At 59.1% G+C, this 25,609-nt stretch carries 28 protein-coding genes and 2 pseudogenes; 10 read left to right on the top strand and 20 right to left on the bottom strand.

The genetic code is table 11. From position 1 onward, the window contains the following. Positions 1-14: 14 nt before the first annotated feature. Positions 15-731: a TIGR03089 family protein gene (locus tag J5Y21_RS09950; RefSeq protein ID WP_210575162.1), complete on the top strand. Its 717-nt coding sequence runs from the start codon at positions 15-17 to the stop codon at positions 729-731. Between the two features lie 21 nt (positions 732-752). Here the strand turns inward: J5Y21_RS09950 and J5Y21_RS09945 are convergent, their stop codons facing one another. From J5Y21_RS09945 to J5Y21_RS09930, 4 genes are read right to left on the bottom strand one after another with little or no spacing between them, the layout of a single operon-like run. Then, positions 753-1,232, bottom strand: a complete 480-nt coding sequence (locus J5Y21_RS09945; protein WP_349236988.1) for a YdcF family protein — start codon at positions 1,230-1,232, stop codon at positions 753-755. Then, positions 1,225-1,731 (bottom strand): 5-(carboxyamino)imidazole ribonucleotide mutase, encoded by a 507-nt coding sequence (gene purE / locus J5Y21_RS09940; protein WP_210575150.1) that lies wholly within the window; start codon positions 1,729-1,731, stop codon positions 1,225-1,227. Before purE ends, J5Y21_RS09945 begins: the two co-directional genes overlap by 8 nt. Before the next feature lie 18 nt (positions 1,732-1,749). Further along, the gene (locus J5Y21_RS09935; protein ID WP_210575185.1) at positions 1,750-2,913 is read right to left on the bottom strand and encodes a 5-(carboxyamino)imidazole ribonucleotide synthase; all 1,164 of its coding nucleotides are present in this window, start codon (positions 2,911-2,913) and stop codon (positions 1,750-1,752) included. Positions 2,914-2,937: 24 nt separating this feature from the next. Then, positions 2,938-3,846, bottom strand: a complete 909-nt coding sequence (locus tag J5Y21_RS09930; protein WP_210575148.1) for a hypothetical protein — start codon at positions 3,844-3,846, stop codon at positions 2,938-2,940. A gap of 70 nt (positions 3,847-3,916) precedes the next feature. Between J5Y21_RS09930 and J5Y21_RS09925 the strand changes: the two genes are divergently transcribed. From J5Y21_RS09925 to J5Y21_RS09910, 4 genes are read left to right on the top strand one after another with little or no spacing between them, the layout of a single operon-like run. Beyond that, entirely contained in the window at positions 3,917-4,807 is an 891-nt protein-coding gene (locus J5Y21_RS09925) for a LysR family transcriptional regulator (protein ID WP_210575146.1), read from the top strand. A gap of 14 nt (positions 4,808-4,821) precedes the next feature. Then, positions 4,822-5,547: an acetolactate decarboxylase gene (gene budA, locus J5Y21_RS09920; protein ID WP_210575144.1), complete on the top strand. Its 726-nt coding sequence runs from the start codon at positions 4,822-4,824 to the stop codon at positions 5,545-5,547. Between the two features lie 35 nt (positions 5,548-5,582). Next, positions 5,583-6,002, top strand: coding sequence for a YbjN domain-containing protein (locus tag J5Y21_RS09915; protein WP_210575142.1), 420 nt, complete (start codon positions 5,583-5,585; stop codon positions 6,000-6,002). Positions 6,003-6,006: 4 nt separating this feature from the next. Continuing rightward, positions 6,007-6,426 (top strand): hypothetical protein, encoded by a 420-nt coding sequence (locus tag J5Y21_RS09910; protein WP_210575141.1) that lies wholly within the window; start codon positions 6,007-6,009, stop codon positions 6,424-6,426. 105 nt (positions 6,427-6,531) lie between these two features. Here J5Y21_RS09910 and J5Y21_RS09905 read toward each other — a convergent pair whose 3' ends face one another. From J5Y21_RS09905 to J5Y21_RS09895, 3 genes are all read right to left on the bottom strand, one after another. After that, positions 6,532-6,975, bottom strand: a complete 444-nt coding sequence (locus J5Y21_RS09905; RefSeq protein ID WP_210575139.1) for a hypothetical protein — start codon at positions 6,973-6,975, stop codon at positions 6,532-6,534. Between the two features lie 10 nt (positions 6,976-6,985). Beyond that, positions 6,986-7,717 carry a biotin--[acetyl-CoA-carboxylase] ligase gene (locus tag J5Y21_RS09900; protein ID WP_210575137.1) on the bottom strand — a complete coding sequence of 244 codons (732 nt, stop codon included), beginning with the start codon at positions 7,715-7,717 and terminating at the stop codon, positions 6,986-6,988. 97 nt (positions 7,718-7,814) lie between these two features. Beyond that, positions 7,815-8,168 (bottom strand): hypothetical protein, encoded by a 354-nt coding sequence (locus tag J5Y21_RS09895; RefSeq protein ID WP_210575135.1) that lies wholly within the window; start codon positions 8,166-8,168, stop codon positions 7,815-7,817. Between the two features lie 247 nt (positions 8,169-8,415). On the opposite strand from J5Y21_RS09895, the gene J5Y21_RS09890 reads away from it, so the two are divergent. Together J5Y21_RS09890 and J5Y21_RS09885 are read left to right on the top strand one after the other, a co-directional pair. Further along, positions 8,416-8,850, top strand: coding sequence for a DUF488 domain-containing protein (locus tag J5Y21_RS09890; RefSeq protein ID WP_210575133.1), 435 nt, complete (start codon positions 8,416-8,418; stop codon positions 8,848-8,850). Positions 8,851-8,904: 54 nt separating this feature from the next. After that, the gene (locus J5Y21_RS09885; protein ID WP_210575132.1) at positions 8,905-9,309 is read left to right on the top strand and encodes a hypothetical protein; all 405 of its coding nucleotides are present in this window, start codon (positions 8,905-8,907) and stop codon (positions 9,307-9,309) included. Here the strand turns inward: J5Y21_RS09885 and J5Y21_RS09880 are convergent. Both J5Y21_RS09880 and arsB read right to left on the bottom strand, forming a co-directional pair. Then, positions 9,306-9,728 (bottom strand): low molecular weight phosphatase family protein, encoded by a 423-nt coding sequence (locus J5Y21_RS09880; RefSeq protein ID WP_210575183.1) that lies wholly within the window; start codon positions 9,726-9,728, stop codon positions 9,306-9,308. The genes J5Y21_RS09885 and J5Y21_RS09880 overlap by 4 nt on opposite strands. A gap of 12 nt (positions 9,729-9,740) precedes the next feature. Then, positions 9,741-10,844 carry an ACR3 family arsenite efflux transporter gene (gene arsB / locus J5Y21_RS09875; protein WP_210575130.1) on the bottom strand — a complete coding sequence of 368 codons (1,104 nt, stop codon included), beginning with the start codon at positions 10,842-10,844 and terminating at the stop codon, positions 9,741-9,743. A gap of 81 nt (positions 10,845-10,925) precedes the next feature. Here arsB and J5Y21_RS09870 point away from each other — a divergent pair, with 81 nt between their 5' ends. Then, positions 10,926-11,261 carry a metalloregulator ArsR/SmtB family transcription factor gene (locus J5Y21_RS09870; RefSeq protein ID WP_210575128.1) on the top strand — a complete coding sequence of 112 codons (336 nt, stop codon included), beginning with the start codon at positions 10,926-10,928 and terminating at the stop codon, positions 11,259-11,261. 401 nt (positions 11,262-11,662) lie between these two features. Here J5Y21_RS09870 and J5Y21_RS09865 read toward each other — a convergent pair whose 3' ends face one another. From J5Y21_RS09865 to J5Y21_RS09825, 9 genes and pseudogenes are all read right to left on the bottom strand, one after another. After that, positions 11,663-12,802 (bottom strand): UvrD-helicase domain-containing protein, encoded by a 1,140-nt coding sequence (locus tag J5Y21_RS09865; RefSeq protein WP_246875149.1) that lies wholly within the window; start codon positions 12,800-12,802, stop codon positions 11,663-11,665. Beyond that, positions 12,799-14,430, bottom strand: a complete 1,632-nt coding sequence (locus J5Y21_RS09860) for an AAA family ATPase (RefSeq protein ID WP_210575126.1) — start codon at positions 14,428-14,430, stop codon at positions 12,799-12,801. Before J5Y21_RS09860 ends, J5Y21_RS09865 begins: the two co-directional genes overlap by 4 nt. Further along, a complete protein-coding gene (locus tag J5Y21_RS09855; protein WP_210575124.1) occupies positions 14,418-17,396 on the bottom strand; it encodes a type III restriction-modification system endonuclease in 2,979 nt (992 codons plus the stop codon). The genes J5Y21_RS09860 and J5Y21_RS09855 overlap by 13 nt, the downstream gene beginning before the upstream one ends. Before the next feature lie 4 nt (positions 17,397-17,400). Beyond that, on the bottom strand, positions 17,401-19,425 hold the full coding sequence (locus tag J5Y21_RS09850) for a site-specific DNA-methyltransferase (protein WP_210575122.1): 2,025 nt from the start codon (positions 19,423-19,425) through the stop codon (positions 17,401-17,403). Further along, a complete protein-coding gene (locus J5Y21_RS09845) occupies positions 19,422-19,586 on the bottom strand; it encodes a helix-turn-helix domain-containing protein (protein WP_246875148.1) in 165 nt (54 codons plus the stop codon). Before J5Y21_RS09845 ends, J5Y21_RS09850 begins: the two co-directional genes overlap by 4 nt. 290 nt (positions 19,587-19,876) lie before the next feature. Continuing rightward, positions 19,877-20,271: pseudogene (locus J5Y21_RS09840) on the bottom strand (helicase); the annotation flags it as partial. Between the two features lie 41 nt (positions 20,272-20,312). Further along, positions 20,313-21,458, bottom strand: coding sequence for a HipA domain-containing protein (locus J5Y21_RS09835; RefSeq protein ID WP_210575120.1), 1,146 nt, complete (start codon positions 21,456-21,458; stop codon positions 20,313-20,315). Continuing rightward, positions 21,455-21,670, bottom strand: coding sequence for a helix-turn-helix transcriptional regulator (locus J5Y21_RS09830; protein ID WP_210575118.1), 216 nt, complete (start codon positions 21,668-21,670; stop codon positions 21,455-21,457). Before J5Y21_RS09830 ends, J5Y21_RS09835 begins: the two co-directional genes overlap by 4 nt. Positions 21,671-21,822: 152 nt before the next feature. Continuing rightward, positions 21,823-21,966, bottom strand: a pseudogene (locus J5Y21_RS09825) (iron-sulfur cluster assembly protein); the annotation flags it as partial. 95 nt (positions 21,967-22,061) lie between these two features. Between J5Y21_RS09825 and J5Y21_RS09820 the strand changes: the two are divergent. Together J5Y21_RS09820 and J5Y21_RS09815 are read left to right on the top strand one after the other, a co-directional pair. Continuing rightward, on the top strand, positions 22,062-22,304 hold the full coding sequence (locus J5Y21_RS09820; protein ID WP_210575189.1) for a hypothetical protein: 243 nt from the start codon (positions 22,062-22,064) through the stop codon (positions 22,302-22,304). 247 nt (positions 22,305-22,551) lie between these two features. Continuing rightward, on the top strand, positions 22,552-23,487 hold the full coding sequence (locus tag J5Y21_RS09815) for a hypothetical protein (RefSeq protein ID WP_210575116.1): 936 nt from the start codon (positions 22,552-22,554) through the stop codon (positions 23,485-23,487). A gap of 265 nt (positions 23,488-23,752) precedes the next feature. On the opposite strand, the gene J5Y21_RS09810 is transcribed toward J5Y21_RS09815, so the two are convergent. Both J5Y21_RS09810 and J5Y21_RS09805 read right to left on the bottom strand, forming a co-directional pair. Next, complete coding sequence (locus J5Y21_RS09810) at positions 23,753-24,112, bottom strand: DUF2200 family protein (RefSeq protein WP_210575107.1); 360 nt, start codon at positions 24,110-24,112, stop codon at positions 23,753-23,755. A gap of 41 nt (positions 24,113-24,153) precedes the next feature. After that, on the bottom strand, positions 24,154-25,557 hold the full coding sequence (locus J5Y21_RS09805) for an aromatic amino acid transport family protein (protein ID WP_210575105.1): 1,404 nt from the start codon (positions 25,555-25,557) through the stop codon (positions 24,154-24,156). Positions 25,558-25,609: the final 52 nt, after the last annotated feature.

The following is a 25,609-nucleotide window of genomic DNA, read 5'->3' as shown; positions in this document are numbered from 1 at the left end:
TACGATGGGTTGCCATGAGCCTGCTCACGCCGATCGTGTCCACCGACCCTGCCAGCCCCCGGCTGACGGTCTACGACGAGACCGCCGGCACGCGGATGGAGTTCTCCGGCGTGACGCTGGAGAACTGGGCCAACAAGATCGCCAACATGCTCGTCGAGGAATTCGAATTCGACGACCCCTCCGCCGCACCCACGATCGTCGTGGACCTACCCATCTCCTGGCAGGCCGCCGTCCTGCCCATCGGCATCTACAACGCCGGCCTGACCTTCACCCTCAGCCCGGGCGCCGCCGGCACAACTGCCAGCAACACAAACACCCCGAACCCCAACCTGGTCTTCACCACCGTCGACCGGATGGAGAACTGGCCGAAGGGCACCGACGTCGTGGTGGTCTCGAATGATCCTTTCGGCCGCGGCGTGACGGAGACCGGCGGGACGCTCCCGCCCGGCATCGTCGACTTCGGCCCGACCGTCCGTTTCTACGGCGACCAGTACTTCGGCGACTCCCCCGAGCTCGCCGACTGGAGCGCCCCCACAGACGGTGAATCAGCACCGGGAACGACAGCCGAACGCATTCTCATTCCCGCTTGGACATCGCGCGAGGAATTCGACGCGAATGTGATGGCCCCGCTCGCCGCTGGTGGCTCCGTGGTGGTCATCGCCGGGATGGCCTCCGCCGACCGCATCGAGCAGATCGCCGAGGCCGAGAAGGTCACCGCCCGCCGCGCCTAGCCACCGACTGAGAAGCAGCGTCTACCGCCCGAACCAGCGACGGACGAGCTTGCGCCACACCACCCGTGCGGCGGAGTGCGGGACGGCGATGATCTCCCGGGAGTAGTTCTTCAACCTGGACGTCTTCGGCGTCGGTGCAGCCACCACTGTGACGGGCACGCCGAGGTGGGCCGCCCAGACTTTCGTGCGCGCGACATGGAAACCGTTGGTGACCACGATGAGGCGCGCTGCCTCCGGAAATAGCTTCCGGGAATTCTCCAAGTTCTCGTTGGTGGAGGTCGCCTCTGGTTCCTCCACGATGCGTGAGGCGGGCAGACCGTGCTCGATGAGCCAGCGCGCCATCACTGCCGATTCCCCTTTCCCCGTCACGACGACGGGGGCGGTGGAATGCGTCGACGCGACAGACAGCGCCGTGGCCAGGCGCGCTTCGAGCATGCGCGATGGCCGGCCGTCGATAATGCGCGCCCCGAGCACCACCACGGGGTTCGGGGTACTACTCACCGTCGCCGAGGAGACGCTCGCGCAGCGCCTCGTCCTTGCGCTCGACCTCTTGGGCCATATTCGCCTGGTAGTCGACCATGCGGCGCTGGATCGCCGGGTCGGAAGAGCCGAGAATGCGCGCGGCGAGCAGGCCGGCGTTCTTCGCGCCACCAATGGACACGGTGGCCACGGGCACCCCACCCGGCATCTGCACGATGGACAACAGCGAATCGAGTCCGTCCAGGTCCTTCAGTGCACGCGGAATGCCGATGACCGGCAGCGGTGTTGCTGCCGCGACCATGCCCGGCAGGTGCGCCGCACCACCAGCGCAGGCGATGATGACCTGCAGGCCGCGCTCATGCGCACCCTTGGCGTACGCCAGCATTTTCTCCGGCGTGCGGTGCGCGGAGACAACCCCGACCTCGAAACGGATGCCGAACTCAGCGAGGATCTCCGCCGCGGGCGCGACAGTGTCCCAGTCCGAGTCGGACCCCATGATGATTCCTACCTGCGGTTCCATGTGCGCTCCTTCACTCTCCTACTTAGCAGCACCACTGCCATTGACGATGATGCCCGCCGCTGCGGTGGCCCGCTCCAGCACGGTGTCTAAGTCCGTGCCGGAGACATTGACGTGTCCCATCTTGCGTCCCGGGCGGTGGCCCTTGCCGTAGAGGTGGACCTTGGCGTCCGGGTAGCGGCGCATGACCTCGACGACGCGGTCTTCCATCGGCTCTTCCGGCTCGACATCCGCGCCGAGGGTGTTCACCATGACGGTGTACGGCGCAGTGGTATCCACCGAACCCAGCGGCCAGTCCAGCACCGCGCGCAGGTGCTGCTCGAACTGGCTGGTGACACAGCCGTCCTGCGTCCAGTGGCCGGTGTTGTGCGGGCGCATGGCGAGTTCGTTGACGATCACGCTCTTTTCCTCATCCGCGCATTCGAAGAGCTCCACGGCAAGAACACCAGTGACATCCAACTCGGTGGCGATCTTCTTCGCCAGCTCGCGACAGTACTCCGCCTGCTTATTAGTCATGCCCGGCGCGGGCGCGATCGCTTCGACGCAAATGCCGTCGCGCTGGCGCGACTCCACGACCGGCCACGCACGGACCTCGCCGGACGGGGTTCGCGCGACCATGGCGGAGAGCTCGCGGCCGAAGTTGACCTTGCGCTCGGCATACAGCGGCGTGCCCTTGTCCAGCAGATCCGCCGCGAGGCTTTCCGCCTCCTCGCAGGTGTCCGGGAACCACACGCCGTGGCCGTCGTATCCGCCGCGGGTGGCCTTCAGGCACATCTCGCCGGCAACGGAGTCGAAGAACTCACCGGCATCCGCGGCTGACTCGATCGGCACGAATTCCGGCACTGGCGCACCGATCGCCTTCATTTTGCGGCGCTGCTCGAGCTTGTCCTGGGCGTAGATAAGCGCGCGCGGCTGCGGCTGCACGCTGACACCGGCAGCGATCAGCTCGTCCAAGAACTCGTTGGGCACGTGCTCGTGGTCGAAGGTGGCGGCGGTGGCGCCGTCGCAGACCTTCTGCACGTCGTCGAGGTTCTTGTAGTCGCCGATGACGACATCGCCGAAGACTTGCGCTGCCGAAGCATCGTAGCTGCCTGCAAGGACGCGGGGCTTCAGACCGAGTTCAATTGCCTCGGTGTGCATCATGCGGGCGAGTTGGCCGTCGCCGATCACGGCGACGATGGGCATTCCTTGAGGATCTCTCACGCCTGACTAGCTTAGTGAGCCTTGACGACGGGAAAGAGCCCAGGCACTAAAACGCACCACACACAGCACCCAGTGCACGGCCAGCACAGCCAGAAGCACCTGACTTATCGCATTCATCCAGCCCCACCCGTCCAGCTCCGAGAGCAGGTGCATTCCCAAACACAATGTGCCCACTGGGAAGGTCGACCCCCACCAGCCCGGGGTGTAGTCGGCCCAAGCAGCCACGCCGCGCAGGAAACGCTGGGTAGCATAAATGAACGGCAGCACACCGATCGCCAGGATGGTCACGCCATAAATTAGGCTGGCACGTTCGTCGAAAAGCACGTGCGCGGCGGCCGTGGACTGCCCCACCACACCGAGCGGGATCCATGCCGTGCCGGCCAATCCGTCGGGAATGTTCATGCGCCCGCGCAGCAGAGACACGTAGCAGTAGCCGAAGACCGGCAGTGCCGCGCATATCGCGAGCAGGAAAGATGCCACGCCAGCCCAGTGGTACCCCAGCTGACCGGCGCTCGTTGCGGCGACCATCGGCGCGACGAGTGCGAGGCCCCATTGGAAGGTCGGCGAGCCTTCGAAGCGCCTCAGTTGGTTCAAGCACACCGCCCACCCCAGCGGAGCACCGATCCACCACGACAGCACCTGCCACGACTGCGCGCCGGTGACCTCCGCCGCTGCGGACCCGAGCGCCAACACCCCCATAGAGAACATGCCCCACGGCCCCATCGCGGCACTGTCCCACCCCGGAGTGCGGTGGCGCAGCCATCCGGCCACGATGACCACCAGCACACACACGGCCACAGCAAGAAGCACCCACGGCGCGACGGGCACGCCGTGAATGTGGCACAGGGTGGCCAGGATCGACGTGCCCATCAAGGAGCCGGCCCAAGCGGGTCCCGGCGGCGGCAATTGGTTCATGCCGCAACGCTATCCCCGTGAGGCGCCCAACACGGATGACGAGCTTCCCTGTGAGGGGTACCATGCAATCATGTATCCCGCTTTACCTGCGATGGCGGACCTTGAGGCGTTGCTGGCCGTTGCCCACGCCGGCTCAATCTCTCGCGCCGCACGCACGGCTGGACTCAACCAGCAGACGATGTCCACCCGCGTCTCCCGGGCCGAAAAAACGCTGGGAATCACGGTCTTCGAACGCTCGCCATACGGCGTGCGGCTCACAGACCCAGGAGCGTTGCTTATCGGCGCCCTTCCCGACCTGATCCAGGCCCACACCAGGTTTCTCGACACGGTGCAGCGGCTCAGGGACTCCGGCACCCCGCGCCGCATGACGGTCGCGGTGTCCAACACGGTGGCGGAAGTCTACTACCCCGGGTGGGCGGCCCGTTTCCACGCCGCACACCCGGCGGTGAAGATGACCATGATGCAGGGCAATTCCCACGAGGTACGTGAGGTCGTGGCCAGCGGGAAGATAGACCTCGGTCTCGTTGAGGGAGGGCGACCCCACCATGACCTCGCAGAGACTGTGCTGTGCCGCGACGAGCTGGTGTTGGCTGTTCCGGCCAGTCACCCGTGGGCCAGCGCCGAAACCGCAATCACCGCCGCGCAGCTCCGCAAGACCCCGCTGGTTGTGCGCGAGCCGCAATCCGGCAGCAGGGCGCTCGTCGAGGAGGTCTTGGGTGAGCTCGCCGAGCCGGCCGGTGAGTTCGGCTCGCTGTCAGCGCAGAGGGCGGGCATGCTCGCCCTTGGGGAGCCAACTGTTATTCCACAGGCGGCGGTGACCGACCAGGTGACGCTCGGCGAGGTGGCCATCGTGAAGGCTGAGCCGCTCTTCGTTCGCGACATCTCCGCCGTGGTCCGCCGTGGCTCGCAGCCCTCTCACGACGTAGCGGCCTTCATCGCGGTAGCTCTCGCCTCCGAATAGCTACCATCGGCCACATGAACGCTTTCAGTCGCCACACGGTTTTCCAGAATTCGCTGATGTCCGCGCTCCTCGACGGGATCTACGACGGGGAGATGACCATCGGACAGATCCTGTCCAAGGGCAATTTCGGCCTGGGCACCTTCGATGGGTTGGACGGCGAGATGATCATCCTCGACGGCACGTGCTACCAGCTGCGCAGCGACGGCACGGCGACTATCGCTGACCTTGACCAAAAGAGCCCGTTCGCGCAGGTGACCAATTTCGTGCCGAAGATCGTGGAGCCCGCGCCAAAGGGCATGAGGCGCAAGGAGCTCTCCGCGTTCATCGACGATCTGGAGCCGTCGGGCAATTACTTCCACGCGGTGCGTATTTCGGGCTCTTTCACCAACGTTGTCACCCGCACGGTGACGAAGCAGTCCAAGCCGTACCCGCCGATGCGCGATGCGGTGGGTGACGACAAGGAGATCACGTTCGACAACGCCCGCGGCATCATCGGCGGTTTCCGTACCCCGAAGTACGCGAAGGGCATCGGCATCCCGGGCTGCCACGTCCACTTCATCGATGAGGAGCGCACCTCCGGTGGCCACGTCCTCGACTACACCGTCGACGACGCAACGATCGAGCTGTGCCCCGGCACCGACATGGAGCTCCACCTGCCGCTCACCGCGGACTTCGCGGCCGGCAACCTCTCCCCCGACGACATCGACGAGCAGATTCACACCACAGAGGTGAAGAGCTAAGCTGTGTCCCCTCACCACGACGCTCCAGGAGCTCAATGAACTCAAGCAGAGACATCACTACTTTTTCCACATCCATGCTCGTCAGCGCTTTGGACACATTGCAGATTGCTGCTGCGGAGGACGACGGCGACTGGGGCGCAGAGTTCCCGCAAGGCACCGTCATCTTCGTTCCCGACGGCGACTACTTCACCATCCGCATCCAGTCCCACGGGACAGTCAGCCAGGACGCGATGCCGGTGGCCATGAACGCCATTAACGCGATGAACGACAACCTCGCCTTCGGCAAAGTGGTGCCCAACGTCATCGAGGGGCGCCCGACAGTCGTCTTCCGCAACCATTTCAACTTCACCCAGGGCGTGTCCCAAATGCAGCTAGACACGCTTATCGACGCAAGCCTGCAGGACGGTTTCAATGCGCTGGACCAGATTGAAACCCTGCTGAAAGGAACGGAGTAGAGACATGGGATTGTTCGGAAAAAATAAGCCAGCACTACGCGAAGCATCCGTCGAATCCATCGGGGAAGCGCTCGCAGCGCAGGGTTTCAGCTGCTCTCCGCTGTCCACCGGCGGTCTGCTGACTAAGGTGAACGGGGTTCCTGTCTACGTTGTGGATCAGGACCAGAACATCGGGATCGGCGGGATGATTCAGGCTCGTCAGTCCGCGGGGGAGGACCTCAACTGGATCAGCGACTTCAACAACCGTGCGCTGTGGCCGGTGGTTTTCCGCGCAGAGCAGAATGGCACGAGCGTCATTAGCGCCGAGCACCGGATCATCAAGGGCGTTGAGTACTCCGAAGCGCAGCTGCGCGATGAAGCTCTCCTCGGCGTCCAGCTCGTCGCCGACACCCTGCTGCGCTACAGCGACGAGCACCCGCAGTAAGTCGCGAGCAGGCCCCGCCGAGCCAACAACCGGCACAAAACCTACCAAATAAGCATTTTTCGTGCCACGTACGATCACACAGATGGCACGAAACCTACTCGACGCCTAAACCAACCGCTCCGCGATCATCGCCTCGACCCGCTTCGCACGCCCAACGTCGGGGAAATGCACGGCCTCGCCGTAGCCGAGCAGGCCGATGTCGATGCCACCGCGGCGCCGGCGCACGTCGCTGATTTGGGCGAAGGGGATAGATTCGGTTCGTCCGCGCCCACCAGGGATGAACATGACGCGTTTGTTGGTCACCATGAAGCGCTGGCGCCGCTGCCGGATGAGCGGAAGCAAAAACCGCCAGAGCACGACGAGGAACCAGATACCGACGACAGCGTTGCGGATGCCCGCGTCCATGCCAGCGGTATCCATCCACCCGATGAGCATCCAGAACAGGGCGGTCGCGATGATCAGCTCAAGGAAGGGGTAGATCACGCCGCGCAGCGGCGGCGCCATGTCCGCCAAGACGACTTCTCCCCTACCGAGCTTGATCTTTGCCACGGCCAAAACATTAATCGCTCGTACGCAGGTGCGTCACGTCGCCAGTGGAGTAACTGACACCATCGACGACAATCGCGCCCCGCTTATCGACGTCCCCCGCAACCCCTTCCACGATCCCCTCCACCGTGTCGAGCCGCACCGCCTGACCAAGCGTGGCCGACACCGCGCGGTAATCGTCCAGCAATGTTTCGTCGCGGTCCTGCCACTGCTCTAGTCGGCGTCCCAGGGCCTTCAACAGATCGATAGTGAACTCGTCCCAGTCCACGTCGATGCCTTCGAGGTTCAGCGCCGTCGACCAGTCCGTGGGCAGGTCCTCCTGGCGCCACGCCACATTCACGCCGAGTCCCACCACGAGCTTCGGGATCTCCGCCGTCGTGTCGATCTCGCCGAGAATCCCCACGAATTTCTTACCGTTCAGCAGCACATCGTTCGGCCACTTCAGCTGCGCGTTCGGGATCACATCGGTCACAGCCAATCCCGCCGCCAACGACACCAGCCCCAGATCGTCGGTGTGGACCAGTTCGATCGCCACACTCATGAGCAGGCTCGCCCCAGCGGGTGCTTCCCACACGCGTCCGAGCCGGCCCTTGCCGCCGGTCTGCTGTTCGGCGATGAGTACATGCCCCGGCTCCCCCGATGCCATCAGCTCCGTGTTCGTCGAGGACGCCGTTTCCACGTAGCGCACCTGCCCCCAGTACTGGGCTACTTCAGATTCAATTCGGGCAATGTCCTGAACTGTCATGCGCACCAGAATATCGAGACTGAGACTAAACTGTGACAACCGCGCATATCCGGCCGCCGCCATCTATTTTGGCTTTCCGGTGGGCGATTCCCTGTAATTAGATCAGAAATGTAAGTACCTGCCCTATTACAGGCTTGCGAAGTGCGGCATCTTTAAGTCTTTTCATCGCCCGTTCAGCTTCTTCTCCTACATAGCTATCCCGGGGATCCCGCTCAGACTTGAGTATGTAGGCGATCAACTTCGTTTGAACTAGCCGCTGGTCTTTCTGATCAAGCTCATGCCAAATGCGTGCGAATGCTTCGCCTTTGGTCTCCCGCTTCCCTGTAAAGGCAGGTTCTTCGTAACCGGCTTCCCGAGCTATTCGTTCAAACTCACTACGGCTCCCCACTCCGTAGTTCGCCGCTTCAATTCCGGCCAGCCTTACTTCCTCAGGAAATAACTCCAGATCCATCTATCCACTCTCGTAGTCGCGAAATCCTGCACTAGACGCCCCATAGGGCCCCAGGTTTTACAATATGGTTTCGAAGGGTTCTACGTTGTTTATCTCGACCTCGGCTTACTGGATACAAACTCTGTACAAACTCCGCACTGCGGAGTCCCTGCGGGTTTACATCCACTCCGCACTGCGGAGTCCCTGCGGTTTTGCATCCACTCCGCAGCCACACCGCAGACACACCACCAGACCTACACTGGGCTCCATGTCGGACCTGAAGCTTTTCACCATCGGTTATTCGAAGAAGAGCGCCGAGGAGTTCTTTGACCTGCTGCGCGATAACGGCGTGAAGCGGGTGGTGGACATCCGGCGGCACAACACGAATCAGCTCGCCGGCTTCACCAAGAAAGACGATCTCGCGTGGTTCCTTAAAACCATCGCCGACATCGATTACGAGCATGTTCTGGAACTCGCGCCGAGCGAGGAGCTCATGCACGCGTACAGGAAGGAAGGTTTGCCGTTCGACGAGTTCGCGGACAAGCTCCGCGCACAATTCGACGACCGGGAGATGCCCACCAAGGCCACTTTCGACCACGCGGCCTTGCTGTGTTCTGAGGCCGACCCCTCCTCGTGCCACCGCATCGTGGCTGCGGAGTATCTGGCGGAGAAGTGGTCTGGGGTGGACGTCGTCCATCTCTAACACCCCGAACCTGTGGAAGAGTGAGTTCAAGGAACCGAGACGAGGGAAACACCCATGCCACTGCCCGACCTGACAGACGAAGAAAAACAGGCCATCATTCAGGCGCTCCAAGAAGCGAATGTCAATTGGCCTGGCTTCCAGCCCGAGGCGAAGTGGTACAAGGACTTTCTCGTCGTCCGCTACTGGTGTCCAGAATTCGACACTGAACCCGACTTCGTAGTCATCGGCCACGGCCCCGCGATCGTGGATACCCGCGACAACTCCGTTGTGTTCTATGGATCAGTCCCAGTCGGATGGACTGATGCGGTCTTCGCCGACGACTTTCCCCACGGGGTCGTTCAACTCTCCGACGAGCCGATCCCGGGATGCCCGAAGATCAAAAGGGAGCCGATCCCTGCAGAGGAGATCCGCGCAACGCCGAGGAATACCCGGCAGGGATTGCGTCGGCGGGAAAACTAGTCGTTCCCGAGCACGTCACTCACGAGTGCGCGGACTTTCGCGTCAATGTCGTCGCGGACCAAACGCATGCGCTCCATGCCCTCAATACCGCGTGTCGACGGCTCGTCCGTCACCCACCGCTCGAGAGTTCCGCTCGCATCGTCGGGAAGCTCCAACTGCGCTTCCTCACCGATGACCACGACCCGGTCCGCGGTGCGGAGAAGCTCCGGGTCGATCGCTTTCGGGTGACCGCCTGACATGTCTGCGCCGACCTCCTCCAAGGAAGCTGCCGATTCAGCGTTGATCGACGTCCCCGGCTCCGTGCCGGCGGAGTGGATCTCGAGCTTGTCCCCCGCATGCTTTTCCGCCAATGCAGCAGCCATTTGGGATTTGCCGCCGTTGCGGACGCACACGAACAGAATTTTCGGAGTAGTTGCCATCATGAGTCCTTTCTACGCCGCAGTGCTGACCGCGGTCGTCCGATTAGGCAACGTCGGGTCACCAGGGAACAGCTTCGGGCCAATCCCCCGCATGACGTAAACGAGACCGACCAGGATCGGGATTTCGATCAGCGGGCCGATCGTGCCGGCCAGCGCCTGCGCCGATTCCGCACCGAAGGTGCCGATGGCCACCGCGATCGCCAGCTCAAAGTTATTGCCCGCAGCGGTGAACGCCACCGATGCCGACTGCGCGTATCCCATCCCCGACATCTTGGATGCGATGAGTCCCACCGCGAACATGCCGACGAAGTAGATCAGCAGTGGCACTGCCACCCGCGCCACCGTCCACGGACGGGCGATGATCTGCTCACCCTGGAGGGAGAACAGCAGCACGATCGTGTACAGCAGGCCGATCAGCGCCAGCGGGGAGATCGCCGGAAGGAATTTCTCCTCGTACCAATTACGCCCCTTGGCCTTCTCCCCGATGATGCGCGAAAGTACGCCAGCAAGCAGCGGAATGCCCAAGAAAACCAACACGGATGTCACGATCGCCCAGAAGGAGAAGTTCACCGACGTGGTGGACAGTCCCAGCCAGTTAGGCAGGATTTGCAGGTAGAACCAGCCCAGAACGCCGAACATGAGCACCTGGAAGACCGAGTTGATCGCCACGAGCACCGCTGTCGCCTCCCTGTCCGCGCACGACAAGTCCGACCACACCAGGACCATCGCGATACAACGCGCCAGGCCGACGATGATCAGGCCCGTGCGCAGCTCCGGTTCATCAGCAAGGAAGATCCATGCCAGCGCGAACATGACCGCCGGGCCGACGAGCCAGTTGAGGATGAGCGACACCGTCATCAACCTCTTATCGCTGGTGATCTCCTTCGTCTTGTCGTAGCGCACCTTCGCTAGCGGCGGGTACATCATGACCAACAAGCCGAGCGCGATCGGCAGAGAAATTCCACCGACCTCCATGCCTTGCAGTGCCCCGCTGAGCCCAGGGAACCAGTTCCCTAGCCCAAGCCCCAGCGCCATCGCCAGGATGATCCACACAGGCAGAAATCGGTCGAGAAATGACATGCGCGCAGGTTCCCGCGCCGCAACCGGGTCGGACATAGCCCACCTTTCGTATCGACAACTATCAATACGAAACGTAATGCTATTATTGATCCCTGTCAATATGAAAGAGTGAGAATCATGGCCGCCCCGAACACCCCACCAGCATCCTGCTGCTCGCTGAGCGCCGGTCCACTCACCGACGAGGAAGCCGACCGTTACGCCCAGCTCTTCAAAGTGCTCGCTGACCCAGCACGCCTACGACTCCTCTCCCAGCTCGCCGAAGACGGCTGCGGCCCGATCAGTGTCTCCGAACTCGCCGAGCAATCCGGCCTGAGCCAACCCACGGTCTCCCACCACCTGAAGAAGCTCACCGACGCCGGCCTACTCACCAAAACCCGCCGCGGAAAAACCGTCACCCACAGCGTCTGCCCCGAGCCCTTCGCCGAGCTGCGCACGGTCCTGCAGATGGACTAGCCCGCTCTACACTGGGCACCATGTCGGACATGAAGCTTTTCACAATCGGGTATTCGAAGAAGAGCGCGGAAGAATTCTTCGACATTCTGCGCGACAACAGCGAGAGCCGCACACGCCGCATGGCTCAAAGAACAATTCATCGGCAGCGGATAACCCGACGGATAAACAGCAGCATTCGATACAGGCATCAACAACGAATAGAACCTCAGCTTGAGCATAGGAAGTGGGTTGGAGGTCCGGACACCACTAAATGCACACGAAATCTCCGTTAAACCGGCTTCTTGGCTTTACACCGCGATACTCTACGACACCTGCATAAGGGCTTCCGAGCACTTTCTGTCATGGTGTTTACACTCAATTCATTGGCCTCAAGTAGAGCCATCAAGAATTACGTGATGGTGTCAAAAGGTTAAGATTTCACACTCAGGATTCCATACTGAGAGGCTGAGAGGTGCTGATTTTAAGAGTTTCTTCCGACTTTGATTCATAACGATTGCTACTGAGTATTGCGCACGAGTAACCGCTACGTAGAATGCGCAAGCACTCTTGCCTTGAAGCTCTTTACCTTTGAGGCAGAAGTCCTGGATTGCTCCAGTTGCCAGGATGATCACTCGCTGGTAGGTACGCCCTTTTGAGTTGCCAAATGTTATCGGATTGCGCGCTGTTTGATCTCTCCATGAGCTACTTGAATGCCGCAAAACAGTTGGGGTGAATTCTGCAACGTAGTGGTCGAGATCTTCTTTTGCAACCAGAAAAACTCCATCGTGGGAAGACTCGTAGTTCATCCTTGACATGGTCGACGAGAATCCAAATCTTTTTGGGAAAATAGTGTCTGAGAAGTCCGCGATAGTCTGATTGAACCGGTAGGTTTCAACTTTCTCAACGATCTTCAGACGTCCCGAATTCTCAAATTGCCGGTACCACTCCATGAGGTTCTGCCGGTCGGCTTTCCTGTTCTTCCGGGAGGACAAGCTGCTGTCAAGGAGGGACTGTCGACTATCGCCCACAAGCATGCACCGAACCGAATCCTGACGCAGGAGACGTGCTATGACGTCTAAACCGCTACGGCTTACATCCTGCGCCTCGTCGATGAGGATTTCATCGTAAATGAGCCGGAGACGGTTTTCTACTAGTCCGTCAGCTTCATCGATCAGCCCGGTAGCGAGCTCCTCGAGGTTATCCTTATAGATCATCCCGGTTTCACTAAAATAGCGTCGTGGGTCTGTCTTCTTTTTATATCGCAAGCTCTCTCGTGCATCACCGGCATCAAATATGAATCCGGTGACTCGTTGCTTAGGAAAGAGCAGTGGAAGATACGGTCGGACGATGTGGTGGGTCAAGAATGCATACCAACCTGTTACTTCCGGCGCGGGTGATGAAGGATCGATGTTTTTCTGGAGGCGTCCTTCGATTTCATCCTGTCCGGTCAGCGTCAGTGTGATGATTAGTCGCCGGACGTTGGGATGGCTCTGGCTACAGTGGTCAATAACGTACTGGGTCTTTCCCGAGCCCGCGCAGGCGTGGACGAATTGGTGCGTCATGACGCTGAGCCGATTCTTTTCCCGAGGGCATCCAATACGTCCTGGATGTATGGTGGTGGATCCAGGGTGTGCTCTGATGTGGCGATGGCTAGGGCCGCATCCGTCTTGTTTTTCTGCATCCATGCAGCAAACGGAGGTTCTTTTGCTTTGGGGAACACAAGTTGCAGAGACTCGTTCGTGTTTGCGCTTTCAATTTGGGGCTCTAACGTGTTTCCGAGGTTCGGATCGCCAATGGACAGGACCCTCTGCCCTTCCTGCAGGTAGGATCCTATTTTTTCCTGCCAGTGCTCTGGGGCATGGCCGTCATTGTCGCGGATAGCCAATAAGGAGCGGCCCAGCAGAGTTGCCAGTTCAAAGCATCGTCCGAACGACACGCCATTGATGGACATCACGTCTACGCCGCACTCCAACGGTTCGCGGCCAAACCTGTCGGTGAAAAACCTGGTGAAGACAATCTCGTCGGAGGGACCCTCCACAAGCACGATCGTGTCAGCCAGGATGAGTCGGAGAGTGTCGAAACCGGAGAGCTTCTGGAAGTACCGGATCGTGTCTTTGTTCAGCGTGTTGAACCGCGCGGGCGTCCCGTCGCTGAGCAGGGTCACTTGACCAAGTCCGAGTCGGTTGAGGATATAAGAACTATGCGTTGTGATGAACACTTGCCGGTCTTGAGCAGAGCGTTCAATGTAAGAAATGAGCTGTCGCATTCGGGTGTGGCTTAGGTGGTTCTCTGGTTCCTCGATAAAAACGAGGTTACTTGTGTCTGCATTTCGTCCCATAGCGAGGATGGTTTTGGCCACCGCCTGATTTCCCTGCCCAGCCATCGACAACGGAACGTCATCGACATCGGGGATCAGCGTGGCTTCCCACGAGGCCGAGCGAGACTGATCGATCTGCAGCCCCACCACTGCTCCTGGAATCGACTGATTCTCTTTGGCGAGTTCCTCGTTGAGATCGCGCAGAACCTCGCGGCCGAGGGTTGCGCGGAGCTTACGGTGATCAACAGAGACTCTGCTGCGGTCTTTCGGGTCGAGACGGGTTTCCAAGATTTGTCGCGTGTAGTAGTCAACGCCACGCTCGGAGCGGATTGTTCGACTATCGATCAATGAGATGCCGAGGTCCTTGGGGCGTCGCTGCAATGGGTGTCCACCAAAGCTCAGCCATTCAACCATGTAATACTCGACTGGAAGAACTTCAGCGCAGTCTTCTTGCTGGAAGTAATCATCAAGCTCCTGCGTGTACTCCGGATCAGGATGTGCCCAGATGGACAGACCAACCGAGTCTGCGCTCGCCATATTATTGACGCCTCGGAGTTTTTCCAGCTCACCTCTTTCGACATCCAGGTAGACGTCAATGCGAAACGTTGGTGCATCGCGGTGACTGCGTTCGCTGGGCGGTTTCTCGAAAAAGTCGTGAACCATGGTGTGGTTAAACCAATAAGGGTTCAGGTACTCTTCCGCGCGAACGCCGTTGACTCGCCCTGATAAGGCTAGCGTGATTGCTTCCAAGAGCGTTGATTTGCCCGCCTCATTTCCGCCGACGATAATGTTCGTTCCCGCCTCAGGCTCAAACGTAAAGTCCTGGAACCTTCGATATCCTCGAATCTGCACTCTCGTGATTACTGGCGCCATTGCGCCACCACCTGTTTGATCATGGTGACGATGTCGTCGCGTTTGAGTTGTGGAGCGAAGTGTACGGAGATGCTCTCGTCGCTAATCGACTCGAAGAAACTCCGAGCGGCCTTGATGCGTAACTGCTCGGTCTCGCGCAAGTCTGCCTTAGAGTCGACGTCCTTGGTCTCGACGATGAAGTTCAGCGTAATTTTGCCATCAGCGGTCTTGAGCACGTACATAAAGTCCGGGCTGGTCGTTCCACCGAAATAGACGGGCACCTGGATCGATTTACGCGGGATTTTGCCGTAGACAACGACCTCGTCGAGAACAGAGTCACGGATCGTGGTCTGTTCCTTCGGAGAGTCGTAAACGAACGCGTCATAGAGGTACTTCTCTGGCAACTCGGAGGTGGTGTCACGGTAGACACCGACGTTTCCTTGCGCAATAGTCTTCAGAGGTTGCCCGTCAGGGTCGGTCAGCGCGGTGGCGCCCAGTGGCCCGTCGATCCGAGTGTAGGAAAACCGTTTGACATATTCGCGCTGCATCCAGCCATGGAACTGCGCAACAAACTCACCCAGTGTGGCCTTATTGAAGAAATCGCTGGGAAGCTTCTTCTTCGCGTTGCGTCGCACCAAGCCAGCGTGAATCTCGCTGATGGGTAGATAGGTTTGGGTGTAGGCCAGTCTCAGCCACTGTCCATAGGGCATCGACCCGTCAACGGCGTAGGTTTCCTTCGTCGACGAGATGGTCGTCAGCGCCCCGTCCTCGCCGGTCGTGAGCAGGTCTTGGGTGAACCTACCGGTTTGTGCCTTGTAGATGCCCTCGTCCAGGATCTCGTCGATGCAGGTACTGATTTCGGCAGGTGTGAGGTCATCGAGTCTGAGGTAGTACTTGGCGTTGACTGCCTCCCATAGTTGTTTGAGTTCGGAGTAGCGTTTCTTGCGGATTCCGACTCGGGCTTTCTTTTTGTCAGTGACAACTCTGCCGGGCTTTAGCTTGCCTTCTGCGAATTGCGGATACAGCTCAAAGAGTGCCTCGGCCTTGCCTTCTATCAGGTTCTTGTCGCTATCGACCAGGCCACTTTGGAGTAGTTCAATGAACAGCTCGGTCTCGCCTCTACCCAGTTTGGCTGCCACACGCGGCAGCAGTTCCTTAACCGAGGGTGCCTGGCCGCCGGTGTCCGCGTTGATTTCGCTCACGAGGCTGTTGGCGAATGATTCCTCGGTGTAATCGACGAGGTAGGTCAGCCGGAAGTCCTCATCAGCTAGTCGACTGCCGCTGACATCAACGGGAAGGCGCAGTCCGCGCCCGACCTCTTGGAGTTTGGAGATTTCCGAGCCCGACGAGCGTAGTTTCACGATCTGGAATACGTTGGGGTTATCCCAGCCTTCACGCAGCGTCCACTTCGAGAACACGAATCGCATCGTGTTCGGTGACCCATCCGCTTTCGTGAATGACAGCATCGATTGCTTATCGCGCAGAATCAGGTCCACCTCGGCCTGGATTGCCTCATCGGTAGACGCATTATCAGCAGAGAAGTAACCACCGTTTGTTGCTGACACATCGGCCAGCGAGGCCTTCAAGTATGCGACGTAGTCTTTGGCTATCTGTGAGGTCTTGTCCTCGTGTTCGGCGATGACCTCCTTGAGCTTGGCGGCCAGCAGTTCCTCGAACCGGACGCGTAAGTGGCCTGGCCCGTCCTCGCCACGGTAGGACTCTATCGAGTCAATGAAAAACAGAGTCAAGGTTTTCACGCGGGTAGCGCGCCGGAAGTTTTCCCACTCCGTCTCGAAGTGATTATCCAGCGCACGGGCAATCATTAGTTCTTGATAGGTCTGGGAATACACTCCGGCAACCACGGTGTCGCCCTTACCCAGGATCTGACCATTAGACAGCGTCACCCCCGACTTGATGGTCGGGTTCTCTGTTTTTCCCACAGCTTCGATCGTGATGCCTACGAATGCTCCATCAGCCTCAGCTAACGAGCCTCCCAACCCTACTGTCAAGGTCTTGGAGGTATCGAGGTTGGTGAACGTGGCCTGTTTCGGCTTGCGAGCTGACAAGCTTGTCAACTTCAGCCTCGTGGAGTCTTGTCCATCGTCTTCCGGGTACTGCACAGCCACGCCTTTAACGAGCTGTTCGTTGAATGCCTCGACCGCGCCAAGATTGAACACTAAATTGTTGTAATCGATCTGGCTGGTCTTGTCGTTCTTCGGGAAGGTCGCACCGAACCTGACCACAGCTTGGGGTTGGATCTGGTCAATGATCGTTTGGTAAGCCTTGTTCTCACGGCGGAACCGATGCGGCTCATCGATAATCACCACCGGCCGAGTTGCCGCCAATGCCTCATACGGCTGGCTCGACATACCCAACACTGTTTGGTCATAGGTAGCACCCATCGTCGCTGCCGAACGCAACATGCCATCAGTCATTAACAACGCATGTACACGGCCCTTGGTTAGCCGGGATGCTGACACGAAATTCGCGACCGCGCTAGGGAAGAACTTCCGTCCCTTTGACCGCTTCTGTGGATCAAGAACATCCAGCTCCAGCTTGATGCTGCCACCATAAGTATCGTCGAAATAGTTACGCGTATACTCGGACGTGATGAATGACCTGGTGCCCAGCTTGATCGCGGTCGACGGCACCACAACGATAAACTTGGTAAACCCATAGAGCCTGTTGAGTTCGTACATCATCTGCGTGTAGACCAGCGTCTTACCCGTGCCGGTCTCCATTTTCACGTCGATACCGAGCACGCCATCATCCACCCGGCCGCGCCAGGCACGCGGGATAGCGGGTACACCGACAACCGCGCCGTTCTGCAACTCAGAAATGTTATGAGCCAGCTGCGAATCAGCAAGATCGAAGGTCGGGTTGGCCTCCATCAATCCGCTAGAATCGAGATCCACGCCTTGGAAAACACGGGTAATGGCTGTCAGTGCCCGCTGCTGGTGTTCAAGGGTCTGTAGCCTAATCTGCATCGTCCTACAGCCTCTCAATCACCGACACGGTACGTCCAGACTTCAGCACCGAGAGGTTCTTCTTCAACTCGTGCATCACACCAAATGTGACCGAATACCCGAACACCACAACACGAGAAACCGCAAGATCCCCGTTCTCAAGCAGGCGAACAAGTTCCATCACGTCATCACTCGCCAACCCCGGGGAAATGATATAAGCAGAGTCCCCACACACGTCCAGCTCATAACCAGCCAAGGCAACCTTCTGCGCGACAGCGGTCAAACCGTGACCGTCCTCCACCAGCCACGTTGCCAGCACCGTGTCATGCCCAGGTGTACCGTTCCGATCGAACTTCGAAACATAATCGGCAGCCAGCAATGAAGCGCCCTGCTCCGGCTCAAACGTCAGTAGATCGTCAAGAACCCCACCAGACGGCTCGTTCAGCCTATACAGTTTGAAGCCATAGTCGATATCCGCATCCGTCTCCTCTTTGATCTTTGCTGCCGCCCGCGTGATCCGTTCCCGACCGACTGAGTCAATCGTGCGATAGCCGGCTTTGTAAGCCACTGAGGATTCTCCGGTGGATTCATCCAGCTGAATAGAAATGAAACGCCGTTTAATTTCGTCATCCGCGTTCAGTTCAAGCGCAGCATGAGCAGAGGTCGATGACCCAGCAAAGAAATCTATAAAGAAATCACCATCGTTAACCTCCACCGATCCCAAAAGCGTCCTAAGTAGCGCAGTTGGTTTTGGGTACGAGAAGACACTCTTGCCACCCATCAACCTCTCGAGCTCGACTCCTCCATCGCTTTTAGTCGATTGAATTGATCGCAAAAGCAAAGTGCTTAGCTCATCTAGATAACTAATCGAACTTGGCTGTATTGACTCGTCTTTGCCAAACCAGATGTTTCCAGTGCGATAGCTGCCGTCGTGAAGCTTTTCGACGGATTTGTAACGCCCCTGCTTAAGTCCTGCAGCAGTGCAAAACGTTTCATATTTCCAGCGCCATCCACGATCCGGTATCGACACCGGTCGTCCTGTTATTGGATGCAATACTTCGTACTGGGGGCCAAACGTATCACCGTTCGGCCAGCTCATGTTGATCTTTCCCCAGAGTCTATAATTCTCGTCCAAAGAGTTATATAACGTGATCCCGCGATCGAGTTGATTTTTCTTATAGTAGAGCTTGATCTGACGCTCTGCCTCCGAGAGATCGACAGCAGATCGCTTAAGTTTCTGAGTCAGATCGAATACCCCTTCAAGCCCTTCTTTTCGCATCGTAAAGGATTGTCGGAAGCTAGCATTGCGCGTGTATATCAGAACATATTCATGAATACTGCCAACGCCTTTATCATTCTTTGGAATTCGCTTATTCCACACAAGCGACTCGATAAAGTTTTCTTCGCCGAGCACTTCGTCACAAACCATACGCAGATTTGCGTGTTCGTTATTGTCGATACTGATGAATATGACACCGTCGTCTGCTAAGAGTTCTTTGCCTAGTTGGAGGCGCGGGTACATGAAGGTGAGCCATGCTGAGTGTGACGACTTGCCACGTAAATCAAGGACTCGCTCGGCTTCATCCTCGGTGAGTCCGACTTTTTCAACGAGTTGGGGTGCGGTGAAGCCGAAGTCGTCGTTGTAGACGAATCCGTCCGAGCCTGTGTTGTAGGGCGGGTCAATGTAGATGCACTTGATCTTGCCCGCATATGAGCTGAGCAGATGCTTAAGTGCGTCGAGGTTGTCACCGACGATATAGAGGTTCTCGGAGTCCGCGTTTTCAGGTTTTGAGTTGTGCTCGAGGTCGGGCACAACCACGGTCTCTGTCTTGGTTGACGTGAGGTACTTGGCGTAGGACTTGCCGAGGAACTTCATTTCGTAACCCTCGCGGGTGAGATCGACGTCCCCGTCTTGGAGTGCCTGTTGGAGGCGGTCGATCATGAAATTGCCGTTGCTATCGAAGTACTCGGGTAGCGCAGTGCGGAGCCGATCAAGTTCAAAATCATTGGGCTTGACAGTCTCGTTGTGGTCACTGATGTTTCGGATCATTTCGTTGGTTCCTTTGCTACTTCGCAAACGTCGTTGATATTTACCGCTATTGTTTCGCAGATTTGCGCGAGCGCTTCGGTTGTAATGTTGCGGTTTTTACTCACCTTGCCGATGGTTGCTACTGGTAGGCCGGCAGCTAGACGTAGGTTTTCCTTAGTCATGTCTCAGTCCATGAGGAATTTCCACAATGGTCTGAACATGATGGTCACTTTGCTTCTGCCCTTTCGTTCAGTGCAGTGTTCCTAATGAATCCGCATATCACCACAAGATTGTCCTCTCATAGTAGCGTCAGCCAGTCTGAACCCAGGTCAACAGAGGGGCCCGCTCGACAATCACTAGCATGAAGGTTTTCTTCATGGTCTATCGATAGAGTGACCGATCACTTGTGAACGTGGTCCGACTTGCCGGAAGTAACCGGCGCATGCATTAGATCCTTCCGAGTCGAGGCGCACAAGCGGGGACGAAGGTTGTCATCCGAGAGCGCCTTCTTCACCGCAGTCAACTGATAATCCAGCGGATCCACGAGCATCTCTTCTGCGACGGAGGCTCCTCTTGGTGCAGCGGGACCGGCGTTTGACGCAGCGTTGTCTCCAGCCAGAGTCGCGTGGTCCGGTACACCGGTGAGTGGTCCGGCACCACCTCAACCTTGGCTGGGTCGAACACCTCCACATCGTCGATCGCGGTATAGAAGCTCGCCGTGGTGTCGCGCACGTAATCCGACAGCCCGCGCACCTTCAACAGGTAGCCGTCGACGGACTGCGTCACGTGGGTGATCAGCCAAAGTTCATCGCGGACACGGATCATGAGACCTGGTGCGAACGCTGTTGACGATGCAGGAGTAGGCATATGTTCGAGAGCACTGTCGCTCATCGCCACCTGAGGAACATTCACGCCCACAAAACGCGGCGTTTTGCCAGCACGCGCCGCAGGTCTCGCGCACGCCGAGAATCGAAGTCCGTGGCGGAGACAATCCGCTCTGCCGCCCCTTCGGTCACGCGCAATGCCGTGGCCATTATGCGTTCGGTGGCGCGTTCCGGTAGCCCGATCTCTCCACAGAAATCGCGGAAAATCCTTCCGCTGATGTTGTCCTTTCTGCCCTGTACCGACAGGGCCATTGAGCTGTCGCCGTACGGGAGGGTGGAGGGGATGTCGTAGATGGGAGCGACCTCGACAGTCGCTCCGCGCCAGATCATGGAGATGTTTTTTGCGTGCAGGTCGCCGTTTCCGGTCAACCATGCAAACGCCGTCTGAAAAGCAACCGAACGGGCCGTTAGGACGGGCGAGGAACTGACGCTCATGAGCGCCTGGGCAACATCCTCCATCGGGGGGTCATATTTTCCGCTCGGGTACAGCCCCATGATTTGCGCCGCGTCCTCAACGTGGAGGCGGGTGTCACCTTCACGGTCGAAACGGGTGATCAGGAGACCGGGGCGCTGGTGGACGTCGTAAAGCAACTGCACCTCGGCAAGCGGGTAACCTGCGGATTTCGCAATGTCGAAGCATGCCTTTTCGTTCTCTACGAGTTTGGGGTACTCGGGCGGCGAGACTTTCAGGATGTAATCACGGCTCTGGCCTCGTACGGGTGCCGCGATGGTGCGTGCCGACGCTTTGTCCTGGACGCCTGGGACCGCAATGGGGTCTGCGATACCGGCACAGGCGAGGGCACCGGAAAAGTCGAGTTCACCGTCGAGGTCGATGGCTGCTGTTGTGGGACTCGGCGTCTGCCCGTGCGGAAGAACGCTAACGTCGCCAATCGTGTCGCTACCGACGGCGAGAAGCAACGCGAGTTCATCGTCTAAAGATGCTTTCACGGTTCGCTTCAGCGTGGAAAGCCGACGGCCCTCCGGGAGAAGATTGGTGAAAAACGGGGGAAGGGCGCCACCTGCAGCAATATAAGGGCCACCCGCGACTGGCAGTGTCGACGCGACAGGTTTCCCCGCAGAGACGAGATACGCAAACTCCACCAACCCATCGTCGCGCTTGGAAAAATGACCTACCAGGTCACTACCTACGTAGACGTCCGCAGCGATCATAATGCGCTACCCCTGTGCACCGCAGGCTCGAGATCGTACCCAAGCACTGCGAGCACGTCGATGACTTTCCCAATCTCAGCGGACGGCTTGCCATGCTCCAACTCGCGCAGAAAGCGGTCCGATACCTCCGCGAGCTCCGCCACATCCAGCTGTGTTAGCCCACGGTCCTTGCGCTGCTGGCGCACGAACGCACCCAAGGCCGCAATGTCCATAAGGGCCCTCCTAGCGGATCGATCGTTCCGAAATGTTCGCTCAGCGCCTTATCCTACCCACCAAGTCCGACATTTCGGTGCGAACGTTCCTTTTTGTTGTGCTTTGCCGTCGAACCCTCTTTCCGGATCTCATTTTCGGTGCGTTCGTTCCAGCCGACGATGGTCAGGTAGATGCCCACGGCCACATCCGCGCCGGTAATGCGCACGGATTCCACCATGTCCAGTTCGGTGATGGGCTTGCCAATCTCGGGGTCTTCCACGCGCTCGAGTGCCGCGAGGACGTCCTGCTCTCTGATTTTTGTTCAGTAGCCATGTTGCCCTGCAGTATAACGGTGCCTTGCAGGCGAGCGGATACACTGTGGCATGACAAATCCCATGAACAACTCTTCCCGTGTGCCAGCGGCAACAGGGCCGTCGCTTCGTATCCAATGGCCCCCGTGCCCGCGATATCCGCACAGCGACGGGAATCGACGCAAAGGAACCCATCCGCATCTACGACGGCTACATCCCGGGCCGCTCCTTCCAGCAATCCGCGGAGAAGATCCGCGCCGAACTCGAACGCACTGGTGCCCTGCTGCATCAGATCCACGCACACGATGGACAGCTTCTCCACCGGGAACTCCTTGTCAGATAGCGAATCCACCGCCTCCTGCGCCTCCGCGTACGTTTACGAGCTACGACTACAACGGAACACCGGAAACGAACCCGGACTATGGTCGCCCCACGGAGTTCAAGTACGGCTCCTCGTACACCGATGTGGAAACGGGTGAACGTGTCTATATTGACCACTCAGATTCGCGCACACCATACGTCAAGCCTCGTGAGGACGGTTTCGTTACCATCAAGCCGTAATGATCGACCACGGGAAGTAGCGAGGACATATGGCCCAGCCGCGTTCGCTTGACGAAGCTCTCGCCGCGGTTCATTCGGCGGCGCTCGACTGCTACGGAACTGCGTGGGACCGTATCTGCATTGAGTGGGCAACCATTGCCAGTGCGGACTACGCGATTTCCACGGAGCTCGAAGCCGATGATGGAGGACTCGAGACGCTGACCCTCGCAGCCAACGTTGCTGAAGAGCTTCGTGCCCTGCGAGCGGCCGTTGCCAAGGCCCAGAACGGCCTGTGGCCACTGTCACTCCTTGTCACCCTGCAGGCAGGCTCCAAGCCGGGTCTCAACGTCAATAACGATGGCGAACTCATCCTTGACCCGCAGGGTGCTGACGCGGAACGCAAGCTGCTTGCGCCCGAGGACATTCGTCCAACCGTTGATGAGTGGCGCCGCGAACTTGAGTTGCACCCCCGCACAGAAGAGCAGCTTCCCGAATGGTGGAAGCAACGCCTTGTCGGCATTCAGCGCTCCGGTCAGCCAGCATTCCCATCGTGGCTTGGTCGTGAGATGCCGCAAACCATTGCTGATGCCGAAGCCATCACGGAACGTGTCTTGCCTGCCCAGCCCTGGATTGAGCGCGACCCAGGTTTCTCACACGTGCTGGACGCGGTTGAGGTCCCGCTCATGGACGCTGCCCGGTCTTTGACCGCGCCTGAGCAGGACGCGATCTTTGGACGCCAGGGGCGTCGTGCCCAGCAGGACCAGCGCACGGCACTTGCGCGGACAGTGATCCCAGTAGGGCTCGCAGCGGTCGACGCACTCCCTGCCGACACGGTGCAAGACGCCCTCGACCAGTGGGGTCGCACCATGCGCAAGCCGAACCCTGTCGACTCCTCGGACACGCGCACCGAACTCGTCCTCTTCGTGGCACGGAATTTCTTGTCGTGTCGGTTCGGTAGCCTGCCTCTGAACTGGCCAGTCAAGTAGCTCCGTGCTGAGCTCAAGAGCAGAACCGAAGATCACGTGACGGGAATCGAGTCGATTCAAGCTGCCCAGGAGGCCGCCCTCAAGGCCTGGTGGGTCATGACACCTCGCGAAGGGTGGACAGACTCGCGTCTCACCTGGTCGCGCGTGGTGAATTCGGTGTGACGTCAGGTGACCCTGGTCTGGGATGACGGTGAGGCATCCGACGGCCCGTTTACCGAAGAACTCGCGCGGGCGATGGAAGAGCTACGGTGACGCGGTGGACGGCTCAGCACCGCTTGATGCTCGTGATCTTCTTGCCGCGGGCGAGCTCGTCGACAAGCAGATCCATTCGGCGGATTTTCCGCATGAGCACGTCATCGACGTCCTCCACGCGCACGCCGCACACCTTGCCAGTAATGAGGTCCGCATTCGCGTTCAGCGTCACTTCGCCGAAGAAATCGCGCAGGGTCCGGTCGGACTCGGCGGCAGCATGAAGCTGGTCGGGGCTCAGCCCGGTGAACCACCCGAGCACGTCGTCAAGCTCGTCTAACGTGTGTCCTTTGCGCTCCACCTTGGCCACGTAGTTGCCGTAGATGTCGCCGAAGCGGTAGCTGAACACCCGCTCTAGCTTTGCCTGCTCGTCCATGGCTCGCTCCTTACAACTAGTTGGTGTCGTGTTAGCACTGGTCAGCGGAACATATTCCAGATGGTCACGCCGACGATGATGACGCCCATCACGCCCACGAAGATGGTGTCGGGGCGGTTGGCGTAGTGCTTGTAGGCGGTGGCCTTGCGGAAGAGAAGCGTGGGCACGAGGTACACGAGGAAGGCGACGAAGATGCCGCCGACGACGGAGATCAAGGTCATGATCGACGGGTTGAACACCGCGACCAGGGTGCCGGTGATAAAAATGAAGGCGTTGATGACCCAGCGCATGGTGTTCTCACTGACGCGCTGGGCGAAATTCGGGGCGGCAACGCGCAGCAAGTACGTCGTGCCTTCTTCTGTGCCCATCATGTGACCGAAGTAGGACGAGGAGATCGCGCAAATCGCCACAATGGGGCTCAACCACGCCATGATCGGCGTGCCTGTCTCATTCGCCAGGTACGACAGCACCGGAATGTTCTGCGCAGACGCCTCATCCAGGCCGTCCGCGCCGAGTGCGAATGCACACGACCAGACGAAGAACATGGTGAATAGCACCAGTGCGATGACCGCGATCAGCTCGATCTTGGTCACGTCTTTCTCCGTTTTGGCCACGTCGTCGTCATGCTTCTTCTGCACGTCGCGCGCGAACTGGGACAGCGCCGCCATGTGGCTGAAGGAGAACACCAGGACCGGCAGGAGCAGTAGCAGCGACTGCCAGATCGGGGTATCCGACTCGTACGACATGAAGCTCGCGATGTCCCACCGCGGGATCAGATAGAGCGACACACCCGCCAGCGACACGATGAGCGGGTAGACGAGGAAATTCGCAATGGCCAATGTGACCTTCTGCCCGAATGCGAATGCGCCGGTGAGAATGCCCACGCAGATGGGCGCCAGCACCCAGCGGCTGATCTCCGGGCCGCCGAACTGGTTGGCAATGAAGCTGTCGATGGTGTTGGTGATGGACACGCCGTAGATCAGCACCGTCGGGTAGACCGCCAGCCAATACACCAGGGCCGTGATGAAGCCGCGCGTGCGGCCAGTGAGCGCGGTGACCACCTGCAGGACGTCCAAGCCGGGCATTGGCGAGCCGGAAACGATGCGCGCGTACGTGCGGTGCGAGAAGAACACCAGCGGGCCGACGAATAACGTGGCGACCAGCAGCGGCCAGAACCCGAACGTGCCGGCATCCAAAGGCAGGAACAAGATGCCGGCGCCGACCGCAGTGCCGAAGAGCGTCATCGCCCACGCCATGACTGTCCCGTCGGGAACCTCGTCGGTGGCTACCTGCTCCTCGTACTGTTCCCGGTCGGCATCGGAAAGATGGTCGAGTTCGAACTCGTCGCGGGCTTGCTCGAGGTGCTCGTCGCTGTGCAGCTCCGGCAGTTCGTCGGCGTCGCTGTCAGGCGAATTGGGGGTCGGTGTACCGGAAGCGGTGGACATAGACGGCGGCCTTTCATGGGTGGATTAGTAAAACTTTATGCCTCTTGTGCCG

The organism is Corynebacterium sp. Marseille-P3884 (assembly GCF_017942225.1).
Classification (GTDB): Bacteria; Actinomycetota; Actinomycetes; order Mycobacteriales; family Mycobacteriaceae; genus Corynebacterium.
This window is presented reverse-complemented; position numbering and strand designations above follow the sequence as displayed.

Excerpts from the sequence above, each read along its gene's own strand:
- J5Y21_RS09950 (WP_210575162.1), top strand. The coding sequence starts at position 15 with ATGAGCCTGCTCACGCCGATCGTGTCCACCGACCCTGCCAGCCCCCGG.
- purE (WP_210575150.1), bottom strand. The coding sequence starts at position 1,731 with ATGGAACCGCAGGTAGGAATCATCATGGGGTCCGACTCGGACTGGGAC.
- J5Y21_RS09935 (WP_210575185.1), bottom strand. The coding sequence starts at position 2,913 with ATGCCCATCGTCGCCGTGATCGGCGACGGCCAACTCGCCCGCATGATG.
- J5Y21_RS09930 (WP_210575148.1), bottom strand. The coding sequence starts at position 3,846 with ATGAACCAATTGCCGCCGCCGGGACCCGCTTGGGCCGGCTCCTTGATG.
- J5Y21_RS09925 (WP_210575146.1), top strand. The coding sequence starts at position 3,917 with ATGTATCCCGCTTTACCTGCGATGGCGGACCTTGAGGCGTTGCTGGCC.
- budA (WP_210575144.1), top strand. The coding sequence starts at position 4,822 with ATGAACGCTTTCAGTCGCCACACGGTTTTCCAGAATTCGCTGATGTCC.
- J5Y21_RS09915 (WP_210575142.1), top strand. The coding sequence starts at position 5,583 with ATGAACTCAAGCAGAGACATCACTACTTTTTCCACATCCATGCTCGTC.
- J5Y21_RS09910 (WP_210575141.1), top strand. The coding sequence starts at position 6,007 with ATGGGATTGTTCGGAAAAAATAAGCCAGCACTACGCGAAGCATCCGTC.
- J5Y21_RS09900 (WP_210575137.1), bottom strand. The coding sequence starts at position 7,717 with ATGACAGTTCAGGACATTGCCCGAATTGAATCTGAAGTAGCCCAGTAC.
- J5Y21_RS09895 (WP_210575135.1), bottom strand. The coding sequence starts at position 8,168 with ATGGATCTGGAGTTATTTCCTGAGGAAGTAAGGCTGGCCGGAATTGAA.
- J5Y21_RS09890 (WP_210575133.1), top strand. The coding sequence starts at position 8,416 with ATGTCGGACCTGAAGCTTTTCACCATCGGTTATTCGAAGAAGAGCGCC.
- J5Y21_RS09885 (WP_210575132.1), top strand. The coding sequence starts at position 8,905 with ATGCCACTGCCCGACCTGACAGACGAAGAAAAACAGGCCATCATTCAG.
- J5Y21_RS09880 (WP_210575183.1), bottom strand. The coding sequence starts at position 9,728 with ATGGCAACTACTCCGAAAATTCTGTTCGTGTGCGTCCGCAACGGCGGC.
- arsB (WP_210575130.1), bottom strand. The coding sequence starts at position 10,844 with ATGTCCGACCCGGTTGCGGCGCGGGAACCTGCGCGCATGTCATTTCTC.
- J5Y21_RS09870 (WP_210575128.1), top strand. The coding sequence starts at position 10,926 with ATGGCCGCCCCGAACACCCCACCAGCATCCTGCTGCTCGCTGAGCGCC.
- J5Y21_RS09865 (WP_246875149.1), bottom strand. The coding sequence starts at position 12,802 with ATGACGCACCAATTCGTCCACGCCTGCGCGGGCTCGGGAAAGACCCAG.
- J5Y21_RS09860 (WP_210575126.1), bottom strand. The coding sequence starts at position 14,430 with ATGGCGCCAGTAATCACGAGAGTGCAGATTCGAGGATATCGAAGGTTC.
- J5Y21_RS09855 (WP_210575124.1), bottom strand. The coding sequence starts at position 17,396 with ATGCAGATTAGGCTACAGACCCTTGAACACCAGCAGCGGGCACTGACA.
- J5Y21_RS09850 (WP_210575122.1), bottom strand. The coding sequence starts at position 19,425 with ATGATCCGAAACATCAGTGACCACAACGAGACTGTCAAGCCCAATGAT.
- J5Y21_RS09845 (WP_246875148.1), bottom strand. The coding sequence starts at position 19,586 with ATGACTAAGGAAAACCTACGTCTAGCTGCCGGCCTACCAGTAGCAACC.
- J5Y21_RS09835 (WP_210575120.1), bottom strand. The coding sequence starts at position 21,458 with ATGATCGCTGCGGACGTCTACGTAGGTAGTGACCTGGTAGGTCATTTT.
- J5Y21_RS09830 (WP_210575118.1), bottom strand. The coding sequence starts at position 21,670 with ATGGACATTGCGGCCTTGGGTGCGTTCGTGCGCCAGCAGCGCAAGGAC.
- J5Y21_RS09815 (WP_210575116.1), top strand. The coding sequence starts at position 22,552 with ATGGCCCAGCCGCGTTCGCTTGACGAAGCTCTCGCCGCGGTTCATTCG.
- J5Y21_RS09810 (WP_210575107.1), bottom strand. The coding sequence starts at position 24,112 with ATGGACGAGCAGGCAAAGCTAGAGCGGGTGTTCAGCTACCGCTTCGGC.
- J5Y21_RS09805 (WP_210575105.1), bottom strand. The coding sequence starts at position 25,557 with ATGTCCACCGCTTCCGGTACACCGACCCCCAATTCGCCTGACAGCGAC.